The organism is Serinibacter arcticus, from assembly GCF_004786095.1.
Taxonomy (GTDB): domain Bacteria; phylum Actinomycetota; class Actinomycetes; order Actinomycetales; family Beutenbergiaceae; genus Litorihabitans; species Litorihabitans arcticus.
Genome location: NZ_RHPJ01000002.1, coordinates 710,557 through 737,041, shown reverse-complemented (window position 1 = coordinate 737,041; position 26,485 = coordinate 710,557). Strand labels below are relative to the sequence as shown.

19 protein-coding genes are annotated in these 26,485 nt (G+C 73.8%); 9 read left to right on the top strand and 10 right to left on the bottom strand.

Going from position 1 to position 26,485, the window contains the following annotated elements; translation table 11 throughout:
* Positions 1-5: 5 nt before the first annotated feature.
* Positions 6-1,289 (top strand): hypothetical protein, encoded by a 1,284-nt coding sequence (locus SERN_RS07980; protein WP_135849563.1) that lies wholly within the window; start codon positions 6-8, stop codon positions 1,287-1,289.
* A gap of 89 nt (positions 1,290-1,378) precedes the next feature.
* Here the strand turns inward: SERN_RS07980 and purL are convergent, their stop codons facing one another.
* Positions 1,379-3,709, bottom strand: a complete 2,331-nt coding sequence (gene purL / locus SERN_RS07975) for a phosphoribosylformylglycinamidine synthase subunit PurL (RefSeq protein ID WP_135849562.1) — start codon at positions 3,707-3,709, stop codon at positions 1,379-1,381.
* 158 nt (positions 3,710-3,867) lie between these two features.
* Here purL and SERN_RS15970 point away from each other — a divergent pair, with 158 nt between their 5' ends.
* Entirely contained in the window at positions 3,868-5,850 is a 1,983-nt protein-coding gene (locus SERN_RS15970; protein ID WP_135849561.1) for an AAA family ATPase, read from the top strand.
* A gap of 17 nt (positions 5,851-5,867) precedes the next feature.
* On the opposite strand, the gene SERN_RS07965 is transcribed toward SERN_RS15970, so the two are convergent.
* From SERN_RS07965 to SERN_RS15555, 3 genes are all read right to left on the bottom strand, one after another.
* Complete coding sequence (locus SERN_RS07965) at positions 5,868-6,719, bottom strand: siderophore-interacting protein (protein WP_233251544.1); 852 nt, start codon at positions 6,717-6,719, stop codon at positions 5,868-5,870.
* Between the two features lie 79 nt (positions 6,720-6,798).
* Positions 6,799-8,889, bottom strand: coding sequence for an acyl-CoA dehydrogenase family protein (locus SERN_RS07960; RefSeq protein WP_199241544.1), 2,091 nt, complete (start codon positions 8,887-8,889; stop codon positions 6,799-6,801).
* A 24-nt stretch (positions 8,890-8,913) separates the two neighbouring features.
* Positions 8,914-9,663, bottom strand: a complete 750-nt coding sequence (locus tag SERN_RS15555; RefSeq protein WP_199241543.1) for a TetR/AcrR family transcriptional regulator — start codon at positions 9,661-9,663, stop codon at positions 8,914-8,916.
* A gap of 87 nt (positions 9,664-9,750) precedes the next feature.
* Between SERN_RS15555 and SERN_RS07955 the strand changes: the two genes are divergently transcribed.
* Together SERN_RS07955 and SERN_RS07950 are read left to right on the top strand one after the other, a co-directional pair.
* The gene (locus SERN_RS07955; RefSeq protein WP_233251543.1) at positions 9,751-10,833 is read left to right on the top strand and encodes a hydroxymethylglutaryl-CoA reductase; all 1,083 of its coding nucleotides are present in this window, start codon (positions 9,751-9,753) and stop codon (positions 10,831-10,833) included.
* A 159-nt stretch (positions 10,834-10,992) separates the two neighbouring features.
* Positions 10,993-12,165 carry a hydroxymethylglutaryl-CoA synthase gene (locus tag SERN_RS07950; protein WP_135849559.1) on the top strand — a complete coding sequence of 391 codons (1,173 nt, stop codon included), beginning with the start codon at positions 10,993-10,995 and terminating at the stop codon, positions 12,163-12,165.
* Here the strand turns inward: SERN_RS07950 and SERN_RS07945 are convergent.
* On the bottom strand, positions 12,162-14,231 hold the full coding sequence (locus SERN_RS07945; RefSeq protein ID WP_233251542.1) for an AAA family ATPase: 2,070 nt from the start codon (positions 14,229-14,231) through the stop codon (positions 12,162-12,164). The two genes, SERN_RS07950 and SERN_RS07945, sit on opposite strands and share 4 nt — an antisense overlap.
* A 180-nt stretch (positions 14,232-14,411) precedes the next feature.
* Here SERN_RS07945 and SERN_RS07940 point away from each other — a divergent pair, with 180 nt between their 5' ends.
* The 4 genes from SERN_RS07940 to SERN_RS07925 all read left to right on the top strand — a co-directional run bounded on the left by SERN_RS07940 (position 14,412) and on the right by SERN_RS07925 (position 18,789).
* Complete coding sequence (locus tag SERN_RS07940) at positions 14,412-15,779, top strand: acetyl-CoA C-acetyltransferase (protein WP_135849557.1); 1,368 nt, start codon at positions 14,412-14,414, stop codon at positions 15,777-15,779.
* Positions 15,780-15,782: 3 nt separating this feature from the next.
* On the top strand, positions 15,783-17,144 hold the full coding sequence (locus SERN_RS07935) for a 3-oxoacyl-ACP reductase (protein ID WP_233251541.1): 1,362 nt from the start codon (positions 15,783-15,785) through the stop codon (positions 17,142-17,144).
* On the top strand, positions 17,141-18,148 hold the full coding sequence (locus tag SERN_RS07930; protein WP_135849556.1) for a MaoC/PaaZ C-terminal domain-containing protein: 1,008 nt from the start codon (positions 17,141-17,143) through the stop codon (positions 18,146-18,148). Before SERN_RS07935 ends, SERN_RS07930 begins: the two co-directional genes overlap by 4 nt.
* A gap of 119 nt (positions 18,149-18,267) precedes the next feature.
* Positions 18,268-18,789: a DinB family protein gene (locus tag SERN_RS07925; RefSeq protein WP_135849555.1), complete on the top strand. Its 522-nt coding sequence runs from the start codon at positions 18,268-18,270 to the stop codon at positions 18,787-18,789.
* Between the two features lie 615 nt (positions 18,790-19,404).
* Here the strand turns inward: SERN_RS07925 and SERN_RS07920 are convergent.
* From SERN_RS07920 to purS, 3 genes are all read right to left on the bottom strand, one after another.
* Positions 19,405-21,162: an AMP-binding protein gene (locus SERN_RS07920; RefSeq protein WP_233251540.1), complete on the bottom strand. Its 1,758-nt coding sequence runs from the start codon at positions 21,160-21,162 to the stop codon at positions 19,405-19,407.
* A gap of 103 nt (positions 21,163-21,265) precedes the next feature.
* Positions 21,266-21,988, bottom strand: a complete 723-nt coding sequence (gene purQ / locus SERN_RS07915; RefSeq protein ID WP_135849554.1) for a phosphoribosylformylglycinamidine synthase subunit PurQ — start codon at positions 21,986-21,988, stop codon at positions 21,266-21,268.
* Entirely contained in the window at positions 21,988-22,281 is a 294-nt protein-coding gene (gene purS / locus SERN_RS07910; RefSeq protein ID WP_135849553.1) for a phosphoribosylformylglycinamidine synthase subunit PurS, read from the bottom strand. The genes purQ and purS overlap by 1 nt, the downstream gene beginning before the upstream one ends.
* Positions 22,282-22,394: 113 nt before the next feature.
* Between purS and SERN_RS07905 the strand changes: the two genes are divergently transcribed.
* The gene (locus SERN_RS07905; RefSeq protein WP_135849552.1) at positions 22,395-23,981 is read left to right on the top strand and encodes a TNT domain-containing protein; all 1,587 of its coding nucleotides are present in this window, start codon (positions 22,395-22,397) and stop codon (positions 23,979-23,981) included.
* Positions 23,982-24,035: 54 nt separating this feature from the next.
* Here SERN_RS07905 and SERN_RS07900 read toward each other — a convergent pair whose 3' ends face one another.
* Positions 24,036-24,965 carry a phosphoribosylaminoimidazolesuccinocarboxamide synthase gene (locus SERN_RS07900; protein ID WP_199241542.1) on the bottom strand — a complete coding sequence of 310 codons (930 nt, stop codon included), beginning with the start codon at positions 24,963-24,965 and terminating at the stop codon, positions 24,036-24,038.
* A gap of 5 nt (positions 24,966-24,970) precedes the next feature.
* Positions 24,971-26,422: an MFS transporter gene (locus SERN_RS07895; protein ID WP_199241541.1), complete on the bottom strand. Its 1,452-nt coding sequence runs from the start codon at positions 26,420-26,422 to the stop codon at positions 24,971-24,973.
* Positions 26,423-26,485: the final 63 nt, after the last annotated feature.

Below are 26,485 nucleotides of genomic sequence, written 5' to 3'. Positions count from 1 at the left end.
GCACGATGAGGCAACGACCGGCGGACGAGTTCAGCGATCCGAGCGCGGACGATGACGGCGCGCCCGGCTCAGCGTCCGCCGCGTTCGGGCGCAGCGATCGGCGGAACGAGCCGGACGCCTGGACCGAGGAGCTCGACGGCGCCGATCCCGACGACACCGACCCTGACCCGGCGTCGACACCCTCACCGCGCCGCCGCCGTCGTCGCCTCCTCCTGGCGACCGGCGGACTCGCCGTTCTGATCGCCGCCACGGGCATCCTGCTGCACGCGCAGGAGCGCGAGCGGCGCACGCCCGAGGCCGCCGTGCTCGATTACGTCCAGCTGATCGAGTCCGGCGACGTCGAGGCCGCCACGGACCTGGTCCCCGTCCTCGGGTACCCGGCGGACCCGGAACTGGAGGAGTCCGCCGCTCCGACCATCGACGACACCGATCGGCGTCCCCCGGTCGTCCCCCTCGAACGTCTCGAGAATCCCGCGCTGCTGACGAACGCGTTCTACGCCGACAACCCCGGCATCACCGACGTCACGGTCGAGCGCGCCGAGGACCAGACCGACGACCCGGGCGTCGGCGAGAGCGTCGAGGTCGCCGTCTCCTACTCGGTCGACGACGGCGCGGCGAACGCCGTGCTCCGCGTCGAGCGCGAGCCCGACTCGATCCTCGGTCTCCCCGTCTGGCGCGTCGAGGACGCCCTCACCGTCCCCCTGGTCGTCACCCTGCCCGACGGCGGCCTCGGCAGCGCCTACGTCGGCGGCACCCGGGTGGCCGTGAGCGGCGAGCGCGGCGTCCCGCTGTACAGCTCGATGGTCTACCCCGGCGTCTACACGGTCTCCTTCGACGGCGGCAGCTACCTCGCGGCCGGCGACGTCGAGCGGCGGATCGCCAGCCCGCCCCCGGGCGTCGACCCCGCGACCGCCTACATCGCCGCGTCGTTGAGCGTCGTCCCGACGTCGGCGGCGAACGACGCGATCCTCCAGGAGGTCATGAGCTTCCTGGGCCGGTGCGGGACGACCGCCCAGGGCCTCGACCTGTGCCCCGAGCCCTACCGCTCGGGACGTGCCACGGGCGACGTCGCGACTGTCTCCCTCTCCGAGGGGCCGTCCACCTTCGGCGTCTACAGTTACTGGACGGGGGACGAGACGGTGCAGATGATCTCCGGGTCGATGGAGGGGTCCGTGACCTTCCCGGGTGAGGACGGCCCGGTCACGGAACCGTTCTCCCTCATGTACGACTTCGCGATCGACGACGTCGAACCGCGCGCCCAGATCCGCTCCTACGAGCCGGACCTCTAGCCCCCAGCACCCGCCGAGAACGTCACAGCTCGCGGTATCGACGCCGATACCGCGAGCTGTGACGTTCTCGCCGGGGTGGGACCCGGCCCTCAGCCGAAGTGGCGCGCCAGCGTCCCGGTGCTCGCTGCCCGCAGCTCGTCCAGGCCGAGCTCCAGCCCGTCGATCTCCAGCACGCCGTCCTCGGTGGTCTCGCCGATGCGCACCAGCGGGAACCCGCGCGCGGAGCACAGGTCGGCGAGCGCCACCTCGCTGCCGCGCGGCACGGCGACGATCGCGCGCGCCGTCGACTCGGAGAACAGCGCCGTGGCGAGGTCGACGCCGTCGCGCGTCAGCAGCGCCGTCAGGTCGATCCGGGCCCCGACGCCGAAGCGCAGCGCAGCGTCCACGAGCGACTGCCCGAGCCCACCCTTGGACAGGTCGTGCGCGGCCAGCACGAGGTCGTCGCGAGACGCGTTGACCAGGATGGCCGCGAGCGCCTTCTCGGCCGCCAGGTCGAGCTGCGGCGGCAGACCACCGAGGTGGCCGTGCACGACGTCGGCCCACACGGACCCGTCGAGCTCGGCGCGCGTGGTGCCGAGCAGCACGATCGTCTCGCCCGCCCCGCGCCAGCCCGACGGCGTGGCGTGCGCGACATCGTCCAGCACTCCCAGGACGCCGACGACGGGCGTGGGGTTGATCGAGGAGTCGATGCGGCCCGGCTCGCCCGTGCCGTTGTACAGCGAGACGTTGCCGCCGGTCACGGGTACGCCGAGGACCTGGCACGCGTCCGCGAGACCGGTGATGGCCTCGACCAGCTGCCACATGGAGTCGGGGTCCTCGGGGCTGCCGAAGTTGAGGCAGTCGGTGACGGCGAGGGGCCGCGCACCCGTCGTCGCCACGTTGCGGTAGGCCTCGGCCAGCGCGTGCTGCGCGCCCGTGTACGGGTCGAGCTTCGCGAACCGGCCGTTGGCGTCCGTCGCGATGGCGACGCCGAGCCCCGTGCTCTCGTCGACGCGGATCACGCCGGCGTCGTCGGGCATCGCCAGGGCGGTGTTGCCCTGCACGTACCGGTCGTACTGGTCGGTGATCCACGACGCCGACGCGAGGTTCGGGCTCGCGACCAGCGTCAGGAGCTGCTCGCGCACCTCCTCGGGCGAGGTCGGCAGCGCCAGTCCGGCGGCCGTCACGCCGTCGGCGTTGAGCGCGTCCTGCCACGCCGGACGCGCGAACGGGCGGTCGTAGACCGGGCCCTCGTGCGCGACGGTGCGCGGGTCGACGTCCACGATCCGGTGGCCGAAGTGGTCGATCGTGAGGCGGCCGGAGTCGTTGACCTCGCCGATGACGGCGGTCTCCACGTCCCACTTCGCCGTGACGGCGAGGAACGCCTCGAGCTTCGCGGGCGTCACCACCGCCATCATCCGCTCCTGCGACTCCGACATCAGGATCTCCCCCGCGGTGAGCGAGGGGTCGCGCAGCAGCACGGACTCGAGGTCCACGTGCATGCCGCCGTCACCGTTGGAGGCGAGCTCCGACGTCGCGCACGAGATGCCGGCGGCGCCCAGGTCCTGGATGCCCTCGACCAGCCCTGCGTGGAACAGCTCGAGGCAGCACTCGATGAGCACCTTCTCCATGAAGGGGTCGCCGACCTGCACGCTCGGGCGCTTGGTGGGCACGCCGCCCTCGAAGGTCTCGCTCGCGAGGATCGAGGCGCCGCCGATGCCGTCGCCGCCCGTGCGCGCGCCGAACAGGACGACCTTGTTCCCCACGCCGGTCGCGCTGGCCAGGTGGATGTCCTCGTGCCGCAGGACGCCGACGCAGAGCGCGTTGACCAGCGGGTTGCCCTGGTAGCAGGGGTCGAACTCGGTCTCCCCGCCGATGTTCGGCAGGCCGAGGGAGTTGCCGTAGCCGCCGACCCCGCCCACCACGCCGTGCACGACGCGCGCCGTGTCGGGGTGGTCGATCGCCCCGAAGCGCAGCTGGTCCATGATCGCCACGGGGCGCGCGCCCATCGAGATGATGTCGCGCACGATGCCGCCGACGCCCGTCGCGGCGCCCTGGTACGGCTCGACGTAGCTCGGGTGGTTGTGCGACTCGACCTTGAACGTCACGGCCCAGCCGCCGCCGATGTCGACGACGCCGGCGTTCTCGCCGATGCCCACCAGCAGGTGCTCGCGCATCGCCTCGGTCGTCTTGTCGCCGAACTGGCGCAGGTGCTTCTTGCTCGACTTGTAGGAGCAGTGCTCCGACCACATCACGGAGTACATCGCCAGCTCGGCGGCCGTGGGGCGCCGACCCAGGATCGTCACGATGTCGGCGTACTCGTTGTCCTTCAGCCCGAGCGAGCGGTACGGCAGCTCCAGGTCGGGGGTCGTCGCGGCGCCTTCGACGGTGTCGGGCGTACCGGAGGGATGGTTCTCGGAGGTCGTCGCAGCGGTGCTCATGAGGTCCTGTCGCGGGGCGGTGCGGGAACGACCCCCAGCGTAGCCGCGGGGCCGCACGCGGATCGTCGGGTCCCGGCATGCGGCCCGCACACCCGAACTGCGGCGGCTCCACGCCCGCGGCTACCATCGAGCGACACCTGACCGTGGAGGAATCACGCATGTCTGACGCACCGCCGTCCGTCGTCGGAACGATCCGACCCGACGGCTCCTCGGAGGTCGTCGTCGACGGCGTCGCCGAGCCCGTCACGCCGCCCGGTACCGGGCTGCTCGACGCCCGCGCCGCCGTGACCGGCTACGTCGCGCGTCGCGCCGCCGCCGTCGGGCCCGTGGTGATGGAGGTGACCGACCCCGAGGTGCGTGTGCAGCTCATGGTCCACCCGGACGGCACGGTCTCCTACCTCGCCGTCGCCGACTCGGCCGAGTCGCCCGAGGGCGCCGCGGACGACGGCGCTGCCCCCGTCCCGCCGCAGGCCTCCGCCGCGGAGGGTGCCGGCACCCACGTGGACCCGTTCGGCAGCGCCGGTGGCGCGGCGCAGGCGTCCGACGACGAGCCGTCGATCGACGAGACCCGTGTCGCCCCGCTGCGCGATCCCGCCAGGGTGCGACGCCGGGACTACGCCGCGGCGCGCGAGGCCCAGTCCTCGCGCGGCGAGGATCTCGACGACGTCACCCTTCCGCCCTCCGCGGCCCCCGCCCCCTCGGGTCTCGCGTTCGCGCCCCCGAGCGCACCGCCCGCCGCTCCGGCGACGACGCCCACCTCGCCGGCGCCGGCCCCGCCCCGGGGCGAGCTGGTCGACCACGCCCCGTTCGCCGCGCCCGCGCTCACGCCGGACGAGGGCGACGGCGACTCCGCCGAACCGGCCGAATCGGCCGAATCGGCCGCGGCCGAGCACCCGGAGGCCCCGGCCGTCGCCGTGCCCGCCGAGACCCCGGCCGAGGAGACCCCGGTCGTCGCGGCCGACTCCCCCGCCCCGGCGTGGAACCTCGCACCGCACGCGGGTTCCCCGTGGCCCGGCCAGCCCCTCGGGCAGGGTCCGACGGCGCCGCAGCAGCCTGTCGTCCAGCCCAACGCCCAGCCCACCGAGCAGGACGCTCCGGCACCCCAGCCCTACGGCCAGCCGCAGCAGCAGTACGGGCAGGCCCCGCAGCAGTATGCCCAGCCCCCGCAGCCGTACGGCCAGGCACCGCAGCAGCAGGGCCAGCCCCAGGAGCCGGCGAGCCGCCGCGAGGCGCGCTCGTCCTTCCTGCAGACGGGCGAGCACGAGGCCCCGGCCACCCAGGGCTTCCGCGGGGCGCTGCAGCGCCTCGGCATCAAGGTCTCCCCGTCGGAGGCGGAGCGCGGCCAGCGCACCGACGAGGCCGCCGTCGCGCAGCACTGGCCCGGCACCCGCACGATCGCCGTGGTCAACGGCAAGGGCGGGGCGGGCAAGACCCCGACGACGGCGATGCTTGCGGCCGTCTTCGCCCGGCAGGGCGGCGGCGGCGTGCTCGCGTGGGACAACAACGAGACCCGCGGCACGCTCGGCTGGCGCACCGAGCAGGGTTCGCACGAGTCCACGGTGCGCGATCTGCTCCCCCGCACCGACGACCTGCTCGCGCCCAGCGCCCGGGCCGCCGAGGTCGCCTCCTACGTGCACCACCAGACGCGCGACAAGTACGACGTGCTGCGTTCGGCGCCCCACCTGCTCTCGGCGCACCAGCGCATCAGCGGTGACGACTTCGACGCGGTGCACGACGTCGCCTCGAAGTACTTCCGCATGCTGCTGATCGACTCGGGCAACGACGAGGCTGCCGAGCACTGGCTGCGGATGGTCGACCACGCCCACCAGCTGGTCGTCCCGCTGCGCGCCGAGGACGAGCACGCCGAGGCGGCCGCGCTGCTGCTGGAGGAGCTCGCCGCGCGCGACGAGCGCTCGTCGGGGCTGGCGAGCGGCGCCGTGGTGGTGGTGTCGGAGGCGCGCACCGACGCGAGCGCCAAGGCCCAGACGATCGCGAGCGGCTTCCGCACGATGGTGCGTTCCGCCGTCGTCGTGCCGTACGACCCCGCGATGGTCGGCGGCGTGCTGCGGTTCGACGCGCTGAGGTCAGCCACGCAGCGCGCCTGGCTGCGCGCCGCCGCGGAGGTCGCGCGCGGCCTCTGAGCCGAGGCGACCCCGACTCAGCTCGCGCGCGCCTGCTCCTCGGCCTCGACGGCCTCGTTCCACGCGCGCTTGCCCTCGCGCCACTGCTCGTCGTTCGCGCCGAGGCGCCAGTAGCCGGAGATCGACAGCTTCTCGCGCGTGAGGCCGCGGTCGAACCGCAGGTGGCTGCGCAGCGCCTTCACCCAGCCGGCCTCGCCGTGCACGAAGACGTGGACGTCGCCGTCGGGCAGCTCGAGCGCGCGCACGGCGGCCTCGATCGCCTCGCCGATGCCGGTCTCGGCGCACGCGGCGTGGATCCACCGCACGCGGACCGCGGCATCGGTGGTCAGCGGGATCTCGTGGCCGGAGTCCTCGACACCGAGGACGACGTCGGCGCTCGCCCCCACGGGCAGCCGCTCGAGCGCGACGGCGATCGCCGGCAGCGCGCTCGCGTCGCCCACGAGCAGGTGGTGGTCGGCATCGAGATCGGGTGAGTAGCCGCCGCCGGGGCCGTACACCAGGACGTTCGAGGTGGGGCCGTGCGGGACGACGTCGCGCGCCCACGGACCGGCCACCCCGTCGTCACCGTGCACCACGAAGTCCATCGTCAGGCGGTCGCCCGCGGGGTCGAACCGGCGGATCGTGTACGTGCGTCGGACCGGCCACTCGTGCGCCGGACGCGTCGCGCGGACCTGCTCGACGTCGTAGGGCAGGTCGAGCACGACACCCCGCGGGGGAAGCTCGAGCTTCACGTACGCGTCCGCGCAGTCGTTCATCGGGAAGTCCGCGAGCGAGCCGCCGTCGGGTGCGGAGAACGTCAGCCGCACGAGGTGCGGCGTGAGCCACTCCCGCGCGACGACCTGCAGCTGCGTCACCACTCCGCGTCCCACCGGGACCTCCTCCACTAGGTGAGGTAACCCTAACTCAGGACGCGGAGGGCGACGGCGCCGGCTGCGTCACACCTCTCCGTCAGACCGGCTGCGCGACCTTCGGGCCCGTGGACCCGTCCTTCGTCGCCGCCAGGTGCTTCTCGTTCACCGGGGCCCGGCCGCTCGCCCGCTGGCGCCGCACGTGCGCCATGGCCTCGGCCTGGCGCTGCGCCTCCACGCCGGTGGCGATCTCGGCGCGCAGGTGCTCGGGTCCGTAGCCGAACGCCTCGACGAGGTCGAGACCGTGCGGCCGCAGCCGCGTCAGGAGCCGCTCGACGTAGGACGTCACGGTGCGTGCGCGCTGCGCCGAGAGGCGCCCGTTGATCAGGTACCAGGCGAGGTTCTTCTCGATGGTCGTCAGCGCGAACAGGTCCCGCAGCCACACCACGACCTTGCGGGTGTCGGCGTCACGGATGCCGTCGATGGCGGCGGTGAAGGACTCCCACTGCAGCAGCTCGCCGTGCGCGCGGGCTGCCTCGACCAGCTCGGCCTGATCGGCGTCGAACGCCGCGGCCCGCTCGGCGGGGCTGCCCTTGAGCGACGGCTTCAGCCGCAGGGCGATCTCCTCGACCATCGTCTCGACGCGGTCCTCGAGCAGCTCGCGCTGCATCGCCGGGTCGCGCAGCTCCTCGGCGGAGCGGGCACGAGAACCCCAGTCGCGGATCGACTGCGAGGCACGGCGCAGCGGCGTGCGGTGCAGCGCCATGTCGCCCGCGCGCTCGGCGACCCACCGGGCCTGGCCGGCGACGTCCATCTTCGCCGTCGAGCGCCCGTAGTCCGTCAGGAGGCGCTTGCCCACGAGCTGCAGCAGCACCGTGTTGTCGCCCTCGAACGTGGCGTAGACGTCCATGTCGGCGCGCAGCCCGACGAGACGGTTCTCGGACAGGAAGCCCTGCCCGCCGCACGCCTCGCGCGAGGTCTGCAGCGTCTCGAGCGCGAGCCACGTCGACAGCGGCTTCGCCGCCGCGGCCAGCGTCTCGAGGTCCTGCCGGTCCTCGTCGGTGTCGTGCTCGCCGTCGAAGACGCCGTGGAAGCGCTCGAGCAGGTCGTTGTGCAGGAACTGCGCCGCGTACGTGCGGGCGATCAGCGGCAGGAGGCGACGGCGGTGCGTGCCGTAGTCGGCCAGCACCGTCTCGGTCTCGGTGTCGGCGCCGGTGAACTGGCGCCGCTCCTCGGCGTAGCGCCACGCGATCGCGAGCGCCATCTTCGCGACGACGACGCTCGCGCCGTCGAGCGAGACGCGCCCCTGGACGAGGGTCGAGAGCATGGTGAAGAACCGGCGGCCGGGGGACGCGATGGGCGAGGTGTACTCGCCGTCCTCGGCCACGCTGCCGTAGCGGTCGAGCAGGTGGGTGCGGGGCACGCGCACGTGGTCGAACGCGAGCCGACCGTTGTCGATGCCGTTCAGACCACCCTTGTGGCCGTCGTCCTGGCTCGTGATGCCGGGCATCATCGGGAAGGCGCCCGACTCGGTGCGAGCGGCGGCGGCGTCGCGGATCGGGACGTAGAACGCGTGCACGCCGTGGTTCACGCCGTGCGTGACGAGCTGCGCGAAGACGACGGCGGCCGTCCCGTGCTGAGCGGCGTTGCCGAGGTAGTCCTTCCACGCGGCCCGGTAGGGCGTGTGGATCTCGAACTCCTGCGTGGCCGGGTCGTAGGTCGCCGTGGTCGCGATGGAGGCGACGTCGCTGCCGTGGCCCGTCTCCGTCATCGCGAAGGCGCCGGGGACGGCCAGGCTCATGATGTCGGGGAGGAACGCGCGGTGGTTGTGCTCGGTGCCGAGGTGGAGAACGGCGGAGCCGAACAGGCCCCACTGCACGCCCGCCTTGATCTGCAGGGAGGGGTCGGCGACGATCAGCTCCTCGAAGCCGGCGATGTTGCCGCCGGGGTCGTCCGCGCCACCGAGCGCGGTCGGGAAGGCGCGCTGCACCTCGCCGGCGTCGGCCAGCTTCTGCAGCCCGGCGAGGACGTGCTCGCGGTGGTCCGCCATCGACCAGCCCGGCACGTTCACCAGGTCGGGGTCGGTGCACAGCTCACGCGTGTGACGGCGTCGATCGGCCCAGCGGCCGTCGAGCAGGTCGGCGATCTGGGCGACGGCGAGCGGGCGGGTGCCCGCGTTCTCGACGGCCATGGTGGACTCCTTCGTCTGTCGGGCTCAGCTGGTGGGGGAGGTGGAGCGGGAAGCGGTGGGTCGGGAAGGGGTGGAGGCGGGGGTGCCCGCGCAGATCCAGTCGGCCAGGGTGTCGGCGAGCTCGTCGAGGTCGGCGGCGTCCGCGCCGTCGTCGGTGGCCCGGTCGGCCGCGGCGGCCTCGAGCTCGATCCGCTCCGCGAGCCACACCTCGGCGGCACCGCGGACGAAGCCGATGACCCCGGCGGCCCACATCCGTGCGCCGTCGCGGTTCCCGCCCCGCTCCTCGAGGACGTCCCCGAGCACGGGGACCAGGAGGGCGGCGGCGTCGTCGGCCAGGGTGCTGAGCGGCCCGGCGGTGCCCGCGGCCTCACCGCCGCGCGTGACGAACGCGTAGACCGACGGCGAGCTGGAGATCATGCCGAGGTAGACGCCGACCATCGCGCGAACGACCTCGTGCGGTCCGTGCGCGCGGTGGGAGACCTCCGACAGCGCCGCTCCCATGTCCTGCATGACCGCCTCGCCGACGGCTGTCTGCAGACCGCTGCGATCGTTGAAGTAGCGGTAGACGATCGACTTGGACGTGCCGATGGCGGTGGCGATCTCGTCCATCGACAGCTCCGGACCGCCGTGGTGGACGGCACGCCGCGCGGCGTGCGTCAGGTCGTCGCGCCGGGCCGCGCGGTGGGTGTCCCAGCGGCGCGAGCGGCCGTCGGACCGCTCCTCCCCGGCCGGGAGGTCGACCTCGCTCACCACGTCCTGCGCGACACGACTCATGAAACTCAGAGTATCAGGTACTTTGCGTCCCGGGCAGTGAGTCCTGCCACCTCTGCCGGGTCTCGTCGCGCACGGTAGCGTCGGGCGGTGGCCATCTCCGCACCGTCCAGCACCCCGATCCCCCTGAAGTGGGTCGGCCCCCTTCGCATCACGAGCACCGCCCTCGGCGGGACCGAGGAGATCAGCGTCCCGCTCGCCACGTACGAGACGCCGCTGTGGCCGTCCGTGGGGCGCGGCGCGCGCGTCTCGACGCTCGTCGAGGGCGGGATCCGCGCCGTCGTCGTCGACGAGCGGATGTCGCGCTCGATCCTCCTGGAGGCCGACGACGCCGCGACCGCCTTCGCCGCGTGGCAGCGGATCGACGGCTCCCGCGAGGAGCTGCAGTCCGTCGTCTCGACGACGAGCCGGTTCGCGCGCCTCATCGACCTGCACGTGCAGATCGTCGGCGACCTGCTGTTCGTCCGTTTCGAGCTGACCACGGGCGACGCCTCGGGCCACAACATGGTGACGCTCGCGGCCGACCGACTGATGGACCACATCCTGGCGACCGTTCCGGGGGTCCGCTACGGCTCCATCTCGGGCAACTACTGCATCGACAAGAAGCCCTCGGCGGTCAACGGCATCCTCGGTCGCGGCAAGAACGTCGTCACCGAGATCCTCATCCCGCGCGAGATCGTCGAGCGCCGGCTGCGCACCACGGCCGCCGGCGTCGAGAAGCTCAACGTCCGCAAGAACCTCCTCGGTTCGCTGCTCGCGGGTTCGATCCGCTCGGCCAACGCGCACTACGCCAACATGCTGCTCGGCTTCTACCTGGCCACGGGCCAGGACGCGGCCAACATCGTCGAGGGCTCGCAGGGCATCACGCGCGCCGAGGACCGCGACGGCGACCTGTACTTCTCGTGCACCCTGCCCAACGTCATCGTCGGGTCGGTCGGCAACGGCAAGGGCCTGCCCGAGGTCGAGGAGGCCCTCACCCGCCTGGGCTGCCGAGAGGACCGCGCACCGGGCGAGAACGGCCGTCGGCTCGCCGTCCTCGCGGCCGCGAGCGTGCTGTGCGGCGAGCTCTCGCTGCTGGCCGCACAGACCAACCCGGGCGAGCTCATGCGCTCCCACGTGGTCCTCGAGCGCGGCGCCGCTCGTGGAGATCAGGTGCAGGGTGAGTCTGACTGATCACGCCAAGTCGTTAACTTGGTGAGAGAAGGTCCATAATCGGCTGTGGGCATCCCTCGGTGCCCGTCGTCCGACAGCGTCGCCAGGGACACCCCCAGCGCGGCACCGGACGAGCACACGCGAAGGAGTCCCGCCACGATGGTTCGACACGAGTCGGAGATGCCGATCTCCATCGGTATCCACGACCTCGCCCTGGCGACCTCGCAGCACAGCCTCGCCCTGAGCGACCTGGCGGACCACTACGGCATCGACCCCGCCAAGTTCAGCGTCGGCATCGGCCAGGACGTCATGAGCGTGCTGGCCGGCGACGAAGACGTCGTGACCATGGCGGCCGACGCCACGGCCCGCATCCTCGAGCGCAACGGCACCGAGGGCATCCGCACGCTGCTGTTCGCCACCGAGAGCGGCATCGACCAGAGCAAGTCGGCCGGCGTCTACGTGCACAAGCTCGTCGGACTGCCCCCGACGGTTCGCGTGGTCGAGCTCAAGCAGGCCTGCTACTCCGCGACGGCGGCGCTGCAGTTCGCCGTCGGGCTCATCGCCCGCGACCCCTCGCAGAAGGTGCTCGTCGTGGCCAGTGACGTCGCACGCTACGACCTCGGCTCCTCGGGCGAGTCGACCCAGGGCGCCGCGGCCGCCGCGATGCTCGTGCAGGCCGACCCCGCGCTCCTCGTGGTGGAGAACCCCGCCGGGGTGTACACCGAGGACGTCATGGACTTCTGGCGCCCCAACTACCGCAGCACCGCGCTGGTGGACGGGAAGGGCTCGATCAAGGCCTACCTCAACGCCATCGGCGGCGCGTGGGAGGACTACCTCGCTCAGGGCGGCGCCCCGTTCGAGGACATCGCCTCGATCTGCTACCACCAGCCCTTCACGAAGATGGCGACGAAGGCCCACCGCCACCTCGCGACGATGGCCGGCGGCAGCCCGACGCCCGCCGAGGTCGCCGAGGAGCTCGACGAGACGATGCGCTACAACCGCCTCATCGGGAACTCCTACACCGCGTCGGTCTACGTCGCGCTCGCCTCGCTCCTGGACCACCACGAGGGCGACCTCACCGGCTCCCGCATCGGTCTGGCCAGCTACGGCTCGGGCTCGGTGGCGGAGTTCTTCGCCGGCGTCGTCCAGCCGGGCTACCGCGAGCACCTGCGGGGCGAGGAGCACCGATCGATGATCGAACGCCGCACCCCGCTGGACCACACCGCGTACGAGGTCCTGCACAAGACGACGCTCCCCGAGGACGGCCGCGAGTACCGCACGGCCCGCGAGTCGACCGGACCGTTCCGGTTCGCCGGCATGCGCGACCACCAGCGCCTGTACGAGTCCGCCTAGAGGTACATGCCCGGCGCGTCGACCTCCTTCACGACGCCGATCGCCGGCACGTCCTGCGGCAGCAGGGTCCGCACGTCCTGCGTGCTCGGATCCGCCATCGCGACGATCCGGACCGCCTGCCGCGCCGTGGCCTCCTCGAACACGTTGCGCATGAAGCGGCCGTTGCCGAAGTTCTTCGGGCGCACCCGGGGGACCAGGCCGCGCACCGCCTGCTCGATCCCCCACGCGAGCGTGTAGCCCGCCTGCGTGGCCACGAGCCGGAAGATCGCCCACAGGTCGTCGTCGGCGTAGTCGTCGAACGCGAGGCTCGTGGGGAACCGTGACGCCAGGCCGGGGTTGGCGTCGACGAACCGCGCCATCTCCTGCGGGTAGCCGGCCGCGACGACGACGAGGTCCTGGCGCAGGTCCTCCATCAGCTTCACGAGCGTCGCGACGGCCTCGTGCCCGAAGTCGCGCTGGGAGTCGCGCGGCACCAGCGAGTACGCCTCGTCGATGAACAGCACCCCGCCCAGCGCGCGTTCGACGACGGCGCGCACCTTCGGCGCGGTCTGGCCGATGTACTCCCCGATGAGGTCGGCCCGCCCGACCTCCACCAGGTGGCCGCGCGAGAGCAGCCCCTGCTGCGCATAGATCCGCGCCAGGATGCGGGCCACCGTGGTCTTGGCCGTCCCGGGGTTGCCGAGGAACAGCAGGTGCCGCGACCGCTCGCTCGGCGGCATCCCCGCGCGCTGCCGCAGGATCTCGGCACGGGCCTCGGCCTGCAGCCGCACCACCTGCTCCTTGATCGGTCCCAGGCCGATGAGGGCCTCGAGGTCCTGCAGCGGCTCCCCGATCTCGACCTCCTCGGGAGCGACGACGACGCCGTCGCCCTCCTCGCCGTCGCGCAGCGCGAGCGGGCGACCGTCCTGCGACGTGATGGTCCCCGTCCCCCCGGCTCCCGCGTCGGTGCCGGCGAACGTCGTCGCCACGACGTGCGTGCGCAGCTGCGCGAGCAGCGGGTTGACCCCGCGGCGCACCGTGTAGAGCTCCTCCACGTCCTCGGCGTAGTGCAGCGCGTTCAGCACCGGCGCGACGGTTGCGGGGATGTCGGGCAGCGCCGGGAGGTAGCCGGCGATCACGCTCCCGAGCGCCATGAAGTGGCGCACGAGCGTGAACTCGCCCGCCTGCATCGCCCGCACCAGGAAGGCGCGCGTGGCGGAGTTGGACTGCGCGGCCTGGAACCCGGCCCGGCGGGCGTCCCACTCGCGCTGCACCGCGTCGGCCGACTCGGCGCCGATCGCCGCCGCCAGCAGCGGCGGCACGGTGACGCCGGCGGCGAGGCACGAGTCGGCCAGGAAGCCGGCTGCGGAGTACTCGCGCGACGCCGCCTGGACCAGGAGGTCGGTCAGCGCGGCGAACGAGGGGTAGGCCCAGGCGACGACGTCGACCGGACCGCCCAGCTCGGGCAGGACCGAGTAGACGGCGTCGGGCAGCGCGTTGCGCCAGTGCTGGCGCACCTGGTCCATCGACCCGGTGAGGTGGAGCTCGAGGAGGTCGCCGCCGTCGTCGAGGATCCCGTCGAGGACGCCGACGAGCGCCGCGCGGCGCTCGTCGAGCTGCGGCACCCCCGCGAAGACCTCGAGCACGGCGCGCTGGGTCTCGAGCGCGACCCGGCGGTCCCAGCCGTCGCTCACGGCCCACGAGAGCAGCACGGTGGGCCACGCCGTCGCGGCACCCGTGTAGCGCCACAGGGTCTGCGGGTCGAGCATCTTGCCCGGCCGCAGGCGGCGCGCGGTCATCTCGCCGGGGAAGCGCGAGTGCGGCCCCGCGAACATCGGCACGGGTCCGGCCAGCCAGGCCGCCGCGTCCCACACCGTCGGGAGCACGCGCGAGGTGTGCGGGAGATACGTGGCGCTGTCGGCCAGCGTGGAACCGATCCGCTCGTCGGCGGCGATCGCGTCGATCGCGGCCAGCGCCGTGTCGAACCAGCCGTCCGGCACGATCCACGGCGGCACTCCCCCGACGACGTCGAGGTGGTCGGCCGTCCCCAGGAGCGGCTCGAACGGTTCGGGGAGGTGCAGTCGCACGGGGCGTCCTGTCGTCTCGGGGCTGGTGCGGGGGGGGCGGGCGGTGCCGGGCGGGGGCGGGTGGCGTTGGGCAGCCATGCGCAGGATATCGAGGCCGCCCGCACCACCACGGCCCGGAAGTATCCGGTACGTTGAGTTCTAGAAACTTTGGTTCCGGTCCCCGAGCGCGAGAGGTCAGCGATGACCAGCACGACCCCCACCCCGTCCGCCACGTCGCCCGACACGTCTGCGGTCGTGCGCCCCTCCGGCACGGCCGTCGTCGTCGGCGGCAACCGCACCCCGTTCGCCAAGGCCGGCGGCCACTACGCCGGCGCGAGCAACCTCGACATGCTGACGACGGTGCTCGACGGCCTCGTCGCGCGCCTCGGCCTGGCGGGCGAGCGCATCGGCGAGGTCCGCGCCGGCGCCGTCCTGAACCACTCCAAGGACTTCAACCTCGCCCGCGAGGCCGTGCTCGGCACCACGCTGGCGCCCACCACGCCGGCCGTCACGGTGCAGCGCGCGTGCGCCACGAGCATCGAGGCCGCGTGGGACCTGGCGAACAAGATCACCCTGGGGCAGATCTCCTCCGGCATCGCGGGCGGTGCCGACTCCACCTCCGACGCCCCGATCGTCGTGTCCGAGCGGCTGCGCCACACGCTCCTGAAGCTGAACCGCGCCCGCACGGTCCCCGACCGGCTCAAGCTCGTCGGGCAGCTGCGCCCCGCCGACCTCGCGCCCGTCGCGCCGAACGTCAACGAGCCGCGCACCGGTCTGTCGATGGGCGAGCACCAGGCGCTCACCAACCTGCAGTGGCAGGTCACGCGCGAGGCGCAGGACGCCGTGGCGCTCGCCTCGCACACGCAGCTCGCCCGGGCGTGGGAGGACGGGCTGTTCGACGACCTCGTCACCCCCTTCCGCGGTCTGACGCGCGACGCCGCGCTGCGCGCCGACACCACGGCCGAGGCGCTGGCCAAGCTGCGGACCGTGTTCGGCAACGACCACCCCGAGCCGACGATGACCGCCGGCAACTCCACCCCGCTGTCGGACGGCGCCGCCGCCGTGCTGCTCGCCTCCCCCGCGTGGGCCGCCGAGCACGGGCTGCCCGCCCTGGCGCGCGTGGTCGACGCCGAGGCCGCCGCCGTCGACTTCGTGCACGGGCAGGAGGGCCTGCTGATGGGCGGCGCCTACGCCGTCCCCCGCCTGCTGGCGCGTCAGGGCCTCGGCCTGGACGACATCGACCTCGTCGAGATCCACGAGGCCTTCGCCGGGGTCGTCGTCGCGACGACGACCGCCTGGGCCGACACGACCTTCTGCTCCGAGAAGCTCGGCCTCCCGGCCCTCGGCACGCTCGACACCGACAAGCTCAACGTCGCCGGCTCCTCGCTCGCGGCCGGGCACCCGTTCGCGGCCACCGGCGCCCGCATCGTGGCCACGCTCGCGACGCTCCTCGCCCGCCGCAAGGCGGCGCTGATCGCCGACGGCGGCAGCCCCGACACCCCCGTGCGCGGCCTCATCTCGGTGTGCGCCGCCGGTGGCCAGGCCGTCGCGATGCTCCTGGAGGCCTGACCCGTGCCCAGCCCCACGCTCCCGGCGCCCCTGCGCGGCGTCACCAAGCAGCTCAACCGCTCGATCACGCAGGCGCTCGGCCTGACCGAGGCGGTCACGCTGCGCCGGACCGACCCGACGTCCGTGGACGCTCCCCTGACCGCGGGCCCCGTCCTGGTCATCGGGCAGGGCGAGGACGCCGACGCCGTCGCGCACCACCTGCACGACGCCCACCTCGACGTGCGCCGCAACCTGGCCGCGCCCACGCAGCAGCGGTGGGGCGCCGTCGTCGTCGTGCTGACGGATCTCGACGCCCCGGGTGAGGAGGCCGAGCGCGTGCTGGCGCTCGGCGCCACGCTGCGCGAGCTCGCGCGCTGCGCCCGCGTCGTGACGATCTCGCGCGCGGTCGGCGAGGGTGACGCCCCCGCGACCGCGGCGGCGCGCGCCGGCGTCTCCGGGCTGGTCCGCTCGCTCGGCAAGGAGCTGCGCCAGGGCGCGACGGCCAACGGGATCGAGCTCGCCGCCGGCGTGGCCGTCACCGACCCCGCCGCACTCGGCACGCTGCGCTTCCTGCTCTCCGCCCGCTCGGCGTTCGTCGACGGGCAGCTGCTGCCGGTCACCGGCCCGGGCCGCGCCCCCGCGGACTGGACCCGTCCGCTGGTGGGGAGCGTCGTCGTCGTGACGGGAGCCGCCCGCGGCATCGGTGCCGAGACGGTGCGCGTGCTGGCGCGCGACGGCGCGCACGTGCTCGGCGTGGACGTCCCGGCGGCGGGCGAGGCCCTGGCGCACGTGATGAACGAGGTCGGTGGCGTCGCGCTCCAGCTCGACATCACGAGCCCCGACGCCGGTGAGCGGCTCCTCGAGCGCGTCGCGCGCGGTCCCTTCAACGGCCGGCTCGACGTCCTCGTCCACAACGCCGGGATCCTGCGCGACAAGCTGCTGGCCAACATGAGGCCCGAGCAGTGGGAGCCGGTGATCGCGGTGAACCTCGCCGCCCAGGTCGCCGTCACCACCGCCGTGGCGCAGGCACACCCGGGCCTGGTGCAGGTCTCGCTCGCCTCGACCAGCGGGATCGCGGGCAACCGCGGCCAGACGAACTACGGCTTCTCCAAGGCGGGCGTCATCGGCGCGACGCAGGCGTGGGCCCCGGTGCTCGCCGCCGGCGGGGGCCGGGCCAACGCCGTCGCCCCCGGCTTCATCGAGACCGAGATGACCGCGTCGATCCCGACGATGCAGCGCGAGATCAGCCGCCGCGTCTCCTCGCTCGGCCAGGGCGGCAAGCCGGTCGACGTCGCGGAGGCCGTGGCGTTCCTCGCCTCGCCCCAGGCGGGCGGCATCAACGGGGCCGTGCTGCGGGTGTGCGGGCAGAACCTGGTCGGGCGATGAGCCGCGACGGCGAGTGGATCGGCGACTGGCTCGACGAGCCGGGCGCCGAGACCGCCGAGCGTGCGAGCGCGGCCAGCGACGCCGTCCCCGAGCGGATCGAGACCCTCGCCGCGGTGCCGAACCCGGGCGCGGTCTACCTCGGGGCGCTGGGACGTGCGGGCAGGGCGATCGTGACGACCTCGTCCCTGACGACCTCGTTGCCCGACGTCGCGCTGCGCGCCGACCTCACGCTCGACCGCGAGCGCCTGGACGCCTACGCCCACCTCGTGGGCGAGCGGGCGCTGGACACGGCGCCCCCCGGCTTCGTGCACGTCAGCGTGTTCGGGCTGCAGCTGGCCCTCATGGGGCGCGGCGACTTCCCGCTGCCGATGCTCGGGATGGTGCACGTCGCCAACCGCATCGAGCAGCTCCGCCCGGCCGGTGTCGGCGAGACGCTGACGGCGACGACGTGGGCGCGCCGACTGGTCTCGCGACCGGTGGGCGACGGGATGGGGACGCAGGTCGACCTCGTCACCGAGGTCCGGGCCGGCGGCGAGCTGGTCTGGCAGGGCGTCTCGACCTACCTCGCGCGCAGCACGCAGATCAGCGGGCTGACCGTGCTGGACCGCCCGGAGCACCCCGAGTTCGTCGCGCCGACGCCGACCGGGGGCTGGGACACGACGCTACGCCTCAGCAAGGACTACGCCGCCGTCTCCGGCGACCGCAACCCGATCCACACCTCGCGCCTGGCCGCCCGCGGCTTCGGCTACCGCTCGACCATCGCGCACGGCATGGACACCGCGGCCCGCGCGCTGGCGGCGCTCGGGCCTCGCCGCGGTGACGCGTTCACGTGGTCGGTGGAGTTCGCGGCGCCCGTGCTGGTGCCGGGGCGGGTGGCCGTCGGCGTGGAGCGGCGCGACGACGTCGACCCCGCCGACGGCGGGACGCGCGCGGGCTACGCGCTGACGGTGTGGGACCCGAGACGCGGGCGGCTGCACGTGGCCTCGACGCTCGCCCACGCCTGAGAGTCCCTCCCTCCCCCGCCACAGCCGCCCGAGAACGTCTCGGCTCGCGCTACCGGTACCTGGACCGCGAGCAGGGACGTTCTCGTGCGGACCGAACCGGCGTCCGCCAGGATGGCCGCATGAGCGAGATCGCGCCGGACACGAAGGACTGGACCTGGGTGCTGCACGAGCCGTGCCCCGAGTGCGAGCTGGACGCCTCGACGGTGGCGGTCGCCGACGTCGGCGACCTCGTGCGGGCGAGCGTGCCGCGCTGGACCGAGGCACTGTCCTGCCCGGACGCCCGCGAGCGGCCGGACGCCGGCACGTGGTCGGTGCTCGAGTACGGCGCCCACGTCCGCGACGTGTTCCGCGTCTTCGACGGGCGGCTGGCGCTGGTCCTCGAGCAGGACACCCCCACGTTCGCCAACTGGGACCAGGACGCCACCGCGCTTGCCGACCGCTACGACCAGCAGGACCCCGCCGTCGTGGCGGAGGAGCTCGCGGTCGCCGCCGGCACGATCGCCGTCCGGTTCGACGGCGTCCCGGAGTCCGCGCACCCGCGCCGCGGACGTCGCTCGAACGGGTCGGAGTTCACGGTCACGACCCTGGCGCAGTACTTCTGGCACGACGTCGAGCACCACCTCCGCGACGTCGGCGCCTGAGACCGCGCGGCACGCCACCCCACCCGACGCCCGGCGTGCCATGCTCGCGCGCCACGGCCGTCGGCCGCAGAACTGTGACCGGACAGGCCGAAGGCCCCCTCGGAACAGCAGTCCGAGGGGGCCTTCGTCCGTGACCGAGCGACTCCGCCTGGGCGGATCCACTGCCGCGTCGACCCGCGGCGTGACGCGTCCTCCTCCGGCGCGCGTGCCTCTCGGCCCGCACCGCCCGGCGTCGAACACCCCTGCGGTCAGGTGGCGGGTGTCAGCGGGAACCGCGGACGTGTCGCCGTCCGCTGCTCCGCCGATCGCTCGGCGGGACTCCTACGACCTGTCGGCCACCCGGGGGACCCGCGTCAGCCACGACGGCGAACCGTCCCGACCTCTGCCGCGCCACCCGACCCCTCGGCCTCGGTGGCCTCCCCGTCTCCGGTTCCGCCTCCTCGTGCCCTCGGAGTGGGTCGAGCGTGCTCCCTCCCGGCGGCGCACACAAGGCCAGCCGTCAACCAATAGTTGTCCACCGCGCGCCCCCAGGTCGGTGCACAGGCTCGGGGGCGCAGCGCCGTCGTCATCCACAGGCCTGTGGACGAGATCGGTGGAAAACCGGCCGTCGACGTCTCAGATGTCGGACGTCGAGCGTCGCAGGGTCGCAGGGATCTCGGACAGCTTGGCGAGGACGTCCTCGCGCACGACGCGCCGGAGCACCTTGCCGATGATGGAGCGCGGCAGCTCGGTCACCACCACGAGCTCGCGCGGCACGGCGTAGGAGGCGACGTGCTCGCCCGCCCAGGCCCGGACCTCGGCGAGCGAGATAGACGGCACCGTGCCGTCGAGCACGATCGCCGCGACGACCTTCTCCCCGAGATCGCCCGCGGGTGTCCCGACGACGGCGACGTCCGCCACCCCCGGCATCTCGCGCAGCCGGTCCTCGACCTGTGACGGGTAGACCTTGAAGCCGCCCGTCACGATCATCTCCTTGATGCGATCGACCAGGGTCACGAAACCCTGCTCGTCACGGACCACGACGTCGCCGGTGCGCAGCCAGCCGTCGGGGAGCAGCTGCTGGGCGGTCTCCTCCGGCCGGTTCCAGTACCCGGAGAACACCTGCGGCCCGCGCAGCAGCAGCTCGCCGCGTTGACCGGGCTCGACGTCCTGCAACGTCTCGGCGTCGACGATGCGCACCTCGGTGTCGGGGAAGGGGAGCCCGAGGGCACCCGCCCGGCGGTCGGCCGAGACCGGGTTGCCGAGCGCGACCGGAGAGGTCTCGGTCATCCCGTAGCCCTCGATCGCGTAGCCGCCGGTCGCCTCCTCCCACGCGCGCGCGGTGGCCTCGGGCAGCGCCATCGCCCCGCTGAAGGCGAACCGGAAGGAGGTGAGGTCGACGCCGGCCTCGCGTGCCGCCGTCGTGAAGCGATCGATCATCGGCGGGACGGCGGGCAGGAACGTGCCGGGACGCCGCTTCTGCGCCGCCACGAGGGCGGCCGGGTCGAACCTGGGGAAGATCACGAGCGTCGCGCCGGTGCGGATGCCGTAGCCGAGGCAGAGCGTCAGCCCGAACGCGTGGAAGAACGGCAGGGCGCCGTAGAGCGTCTCGGTGCCGCCGACCGTGCGCGTCCACACCTCGCACTGGACGGCGTTGGCGACGAGGTTGCGGTGCGTGAGGACCGCGCCCTTGGGCGTCCCCGTCGTGCCGCCGGTGTACTGCAGGAGGGCGACGGCGTCGCTCGCCGGGTAGGGGTGCGACGCCGGGAGTGCGGCGCCGTCCTTGCGGACGAGCCGCTCCCAGCGCAGCGCGCCGGCGGGAACCTCCGAGCGCAGCGCCTCGCGCGTCGCGCGCGCGGCGCGCACGGGCAGGCGCAGCGCGAGACGCGAGGTCCACGGCAGGTCGAGCGCGACGTTGACGGCCACGACGGTCTCGAGCGCGGTGCCGCGCCGGGCGCCGAGGGCCGCCCGCGCGACCTTCTCCCAGACGATCGCGAGGCGCGCTCCGGAGTCGGCGATCTGGTGGCGCAGCTGCGGCGCCGTGTAGGTCGGGTTGTGCTCGACGACGACGGCGCCGATGCGCAGCACCGCCGAGAACGCCACGACGTGCGCGGTGCAGTTCGGCAGCGCGATGGCGACCCGGTCCCCCGGCACGACGCCGAGGTCGAGCAGCGCCTGCGCGGCGCGCGCCACCTGGGCGTCGAGCTCGGCGTACGTCAGAGTCTGACGAAGGAAGTCGACGGCGATCCGGTCGGGCCACGCCGAGGCGGCGGCCGTGAGCCCGTGCGGCAGCGACTCGTCGGGGATGACCACGCTCGTGGGCAGCGGGAGGGCGGTGTCGTCGCTGCTCTCGTGAGTGCTGTCAGGACCGGGGCGGGACACGGGAGCGTTCACCACGCCACCGTAACTTACGCAACCGTAGGTTCCCTGGGACTTCCCTTGTGCCGCTCCTCACCGCGGCCCACGGGCGGTCCCGGCCGCGAGAGCGGGCCAGCCGCTACGCCGTCGCGAGGAGCGAGGTCAGCGCCGAGGTGAAGAAGCGCAGACCATCGGTACCGCTGCGCAGGCCGGCGGCGCCGTCGGGACCGAAGCCGGCCTCGACCGCGTGCTCGGGGTGCGGCATCAGCCCGACGACGTTCCCGCGGGCGTTCGAGATGCCCGCGATGTCGCGGCGCGAACCGTTCGGGTTCCCGCCCACGTAGCGGAAGACGACGCGGCCCTCACCCTCGAGCTCGTCGAGCGTGCGCTCGTCGGCGACGTACTGCCCGTCCTGGTTCTTCAGCGGGATCGTGATCTCCTCGCCCGCCGCGAACTCGTTCGTCCAGGCCGTGCCGGCGTTCTCCACGCGCAGCACCTGGTCGCGGCAGATGAACGTCAGCCGCTCGTTCTTGATCATCGAGCCCGGCAGCAGGTGCGACTCGGTCAGCATCTGGAAGCCGTTGCAGATGCCGAGCACCGGGAGGCCGCCCTTCGCGGCGTCGACCAGCGACGTCATCACGGGCGCGAACCGGGCGATCGCGCCGGCGCGCAGGTAGTCGCCGTAGGAGAAGCCGCCGGGCAGGACGACGGCGTCGACCCCGCCGAGGTCGGCGTCACCGTGCCAGAGCGGCACGGGGGTGGCACCCGCGACACGGACGGCGCGCTGCGCGTCGCGGTCGTCGAGCGTGCCGGGGAAGGTGACGACGCCGATGCGCGCGCCGGCCGCTCCGCTGACGGACATCAGGCGGGGATCTGCGTGGTGGAGGTGGCGTCGACGGCAGCGTCGGTGTTGTCAGCCTCGACCTTGACGACGTCCTCGATGACCGGGTTGGACAGCAGCGTCTCGGCAGCGCGGCGCACGTCGGCCAGCACCTCGTCGGTGACGGGGCCGTCGACCGTGATCTCGAACCGCTTGCCCTGACGGACCTGGCTGATGCCGGTGAAGCCCAGACGGGGCAGAGCGCCGTTCACGGCCTTCCCCTGCGGGTCCAGGATCTCCGGCTTGGGCATGACCTCGACGACGACGCGTCCCATGGCAAGGCTCCGTACTTGGTTCGGGGTGCAGGGGGTGAACGGCTCGGGGCGGGCCGCCGGTTCGGGCGGTGCACGCTCCCCCACGAGTCTACCGGGGGTGCGAGGATGAGCGCATGGAGCAGGCAGGACACCCCGACACCGCGAGCAGCGCGCCCGTACCCGGCGCGATCCCGCCGCCGCCGACGCGTCCCGCCTTCCCCGCGGCCGCCCCCGAGCCGGGGATCGAGGCGGCCTCGGCCGCCACCCGTCCGGCTCCGCTGCCCTCGCCCGCCGAGCAGGCCGTGGCTTCCGCGCCCGAGCCGTCGTCGGCGCCCGTCGAACCGCCGCCGTCGGCGTGGGCGCGACCGGTCGCGCCGCCGACTCCCGTGCCGGCCCCGGACGAGGCCACGGCCACGGCCGAGCGTCCGGTCTTCACGGAGCCCGATCTCGACCAGACCCACGTCGCCCGTTCGTTCATGGTTCCGTCCGAGCCGGTCGAACCCAACGAGCCCGAGCCGGTCGAGCCCTCCGAGCCCGGGCAGCCCGTCGAGCCGGAGCAGCCCTCCGACCCCACCGCGGCCCCTGCGGATCCGCACCGCACGACGCTCGTCGCCGCCGTCGCGCACGCCCTGCGCTCCGCGGTCGACGCCGCGGGACGCCCCTGGGACAGCGCCCACCTCGAGTGGTCGCAGGCCGGGACGCAGCACTCCGGTCGCACCTACCTCCGCTCCCCCGAGGGCGAGGTGGTCCGCCTCGGGCTGCCCGACGCCGCCGTCGCCGCGCTCGCGGAGCTCCGCGTCCAGGACGCCACGCCCGACGCCGGCACCTGGTTCTCCGCGCACCTCACGCTGACACCGGGCGAGGGCGTGGAGCCCGACCTCACCGTCGAGCGCACCGAGCGCCCGTACTGGAACTCCCCCGCCCTCGGGATGGTGCTGCCCGCCGGCACCGCGGCTCCCGCGCCGGCCGTGCCGAGCGACGAGCAGTGGCTCGCCGACCTGACGGCCTTCCCGCGCAGCACCGAGCACGTTCCCGCCTGGCTGCAGTCCTCGACCGCCGGCCCCGGCGCCGCCAGTGCCGCGCTCCGGCAGCGCCTGACCGAGGCGCAGTACCCGGCCGACGCCGTCGTCCTGCCCACGGACGCTCCCTCGGCCCCCGGCTCGGCCCCGCTGGAGGGTGCGCTCGAGCTGCGGCAGACGGGTGCGCACCGGTTCAGCGTCGGGGTGCGCGACTACGGCGTCTTCGAGCCGTTCCACACCGCGGGCACCGAGCGCGAGGCGGCCGACTGGCTGTGGAACCTGCTCGTCGCGCCGCTGCCTGCGGCGACGCCGGTCGCCGCGCAGGACCTGCAGTACCGCGGCCACGCCTACCAGGGCGCCTACGCGCAGATCTTCGCGCAGCTCGCCGGCGGGGGTGGCGCGCTGCTCACGACGCTGCCGCCCGGCGTCGCGCTCGACCGGCTCGGCTCGCTCGACGGGATCTTCCTGTTCCCGTGGGCGACGCCGATCCCGAACCGCTCGCTGCCGCCGACCGCGAGCGGTCCGAGCACCCGGCTGTACCAGTTCGTCACGACGGCGCCGCTGCACGTCGAGGCCGAGATCGTGCCGCCGTGGTTCGGGCAGCCCGGCGGGTCGCTGCGTTTCCGGATCGCGGCCGACGGCGTCGGCGTGCGCCAGCTCGTCACCGCACGCGCGCTGATGGAGGTCCGCGTCGCGTCCTGAGCGACGGGGCAGGGGCCGGCGCGGCGTCGACAGGTGCGAGCGGAGCTCAGCCGCTCAGCCGAACGTGAGCCCGGTGAGCCGCTCGTAGGCGTCCACGTAGCGCTCGCGCGTCCGCTCGACGACGTCGGCCGGCAGCGCGGGCGGCGGAGTGTCCCCCGCACGGTCCCAGCCCGAGGCCTCCGACGTCAGCCAGTCGCGCACGAACTGCTTGTCGAAGCTCGGCTGCGCTCCCCCGGGAGCCCACAGCGACGCGTCCCAGAACCGCGAGGAGTCGGGGGTCAGGACCTCGTCGCCGAGGATGATCGAGCTCGCTCCGAGCGTCGGATCCGCGCCGAACTCGACCTTGGTGTCCGCCAGCACGATGCCGCGCGACGTCGCGATCTCCTCCGCCCGCCGGTACACGGCCAGCGTGGTGCTCCGCAGCGCGGCGGCGACGTCGGGCCCGACCATCTCGGCCACGCGTTCGTAGGTGACGTTCTCGTCGTGCTCGCCGACGGCGGCCTTCGCGGCCGGCGTGAAGATCGCCTCGGGCAGCCGCGAACCGTCGACGAGGCCGTCGGGCAGCGCGACGCCGCACACGGTCCGGCTCGCGCGGTACTCCACCAGTCCCGACCCCGTGAGGTAGCCGCGCGCCACGCACTCCACCGGGTACATGTCCAGGCGTCGGCAGATCATCGCGCGACCGGCGACCTCGGCGGGCACGTCCAGGGAGACCATGTGGTTGTCCACGACGTCGGCCAGCTGCTCGAACCACCACGCGCTCAGCGCCGTCAGCACGGCGCCCTTGTCCGGGATCGGCGTGCTGAGCACGTGGTCGTAGGCGCTGATCCGGTCGCTCGCGACCACGAGGACGACGTCGTCGCCCCAGACCGGGTGCCCGGGCTCGGGCGCGTAGAGCTCACGCACCTTGCCGGCGACGAGGAAGCGCCAGCCGGGGACGGCGGCGGGGGCTGAGGGGTCGCGGGGGGCGCTGGGGGCGGTCACGCGCGTCAGTCTTCCAGAGCCTCGCGCCCCGCACGCCGCGCGATCAGCACGGACGCGACCGCCGCCGTCAGCGCGACGGCGAAGCCGCCGAGGAACTGCCGCGTGCCACCCGCCCAGGCGAGGGCACCGAAGCCGAGCCCGGCGATCGCCGTCGCGCTCGCTCCTCCGATCGCGTCGGAGATCGACAGTGCCGAGGAGTTCGCGCCCTGGTCGGCGCGCGTGGAGTAGGCGAGCACGAGCGTCGTGATGCGCGGGAAGGACGTGCCCATGCCGAGGCCGGCGACGAGCCAGCCCGCGCCGGCGACCCACGGGCCGAGGTCGAACGCCGCCGTCGCGATCTGCACCGCGACGCCCGACATCACCATCGTCGCCCCGGCCTGGAGGATGCGCCTCGGGGCGACGTGGGTGAGGCGGGCCTGCAGGTTCGACCCGGTCGCCCACGACAGCGCGCCCACCGTGAGGATGAGGCCGGCGTTGGACGAGCTCAGCCCGTACTCGGTCTGCAGCATCAGCGGCAGGTAGACCTCGGTGCCGAAGTACGCGGCGGCGATCGTGCCGCGCAGCAGGATGGTCGCGGGCAGGCCGGCGGCCGCAAGGAGCGTGCCGCGGGGCAGCAGCGGCCGCGCGGAGACCAGGACGACGACCACGGCGCCCACCGCCACCAGCCACGTCCACGGCGGGGTCGCGAGCTCGGCGGACGTTCCCAGGGTGAGCAGCCCCGCCGTCACGAGCACGGCGAGCAGGACGGCGACGCCGGAGCCGACGACCCGGCGGGCGGGTGCGGTCGCCGAGCCGCCCGCTCCGGCGTCGGCCTCGTCCACCGGCTGATCGACGACGGGCACGCCGGGCACGCCGCCGTCGGCCCGGAACATCGCCCGCAGCGCCGACGTCATCGACACCAGCGCGAGCAGCACGAGCGCGGCGACCCCGAGGAAGACCCAGTGCCAGCTCAACCGGTCGGCCACGACCCCCGCGACGAACGGACCGACCATCGACGGGATCACCCACGCGGCGGCGAACGCGCCGAAGACGCGCGGGTGGAGCGGCGGCGGGTAGAGGCGCGCGACCACGACGTAGAGGCAGACCGTCAGGGCGCCGCCGCCGAGCCCCTGGAGGAAGCGGCCGACGATGAAGACCTCCATCGCGCCGGCGAACCCGGCGACCAGGAGACCGGCGAGGAACGTGCCGATCGCCGTGACGAGCGGGAGCCCTGGACCGCTGCGGTCGGACCAGCGACCGGCGACGACCATCCCGACGATGCTGGCGGCGAGCGTCGCGGAGAACGCGACGGAGTACAGCGCCTGCCCGTCGAGGTCGCGGCTGACCGCGGGCATGATCGTGGTGACGGCCATCGCCTCGAACGCGGCCAGCAGCACCATCGCGAGGGCGCCGACGGTCGTCCAGCGCAGCCGCGGGTCCAGGAGGGTGGTGGGTGGGGCCGTCGTCGTCGCGGTCACGTTCGCCTTCCAGCCATGCCGACCAGTATCCGCCCGCGTGCGCGCCCGCGTGCCCGAGGGGCA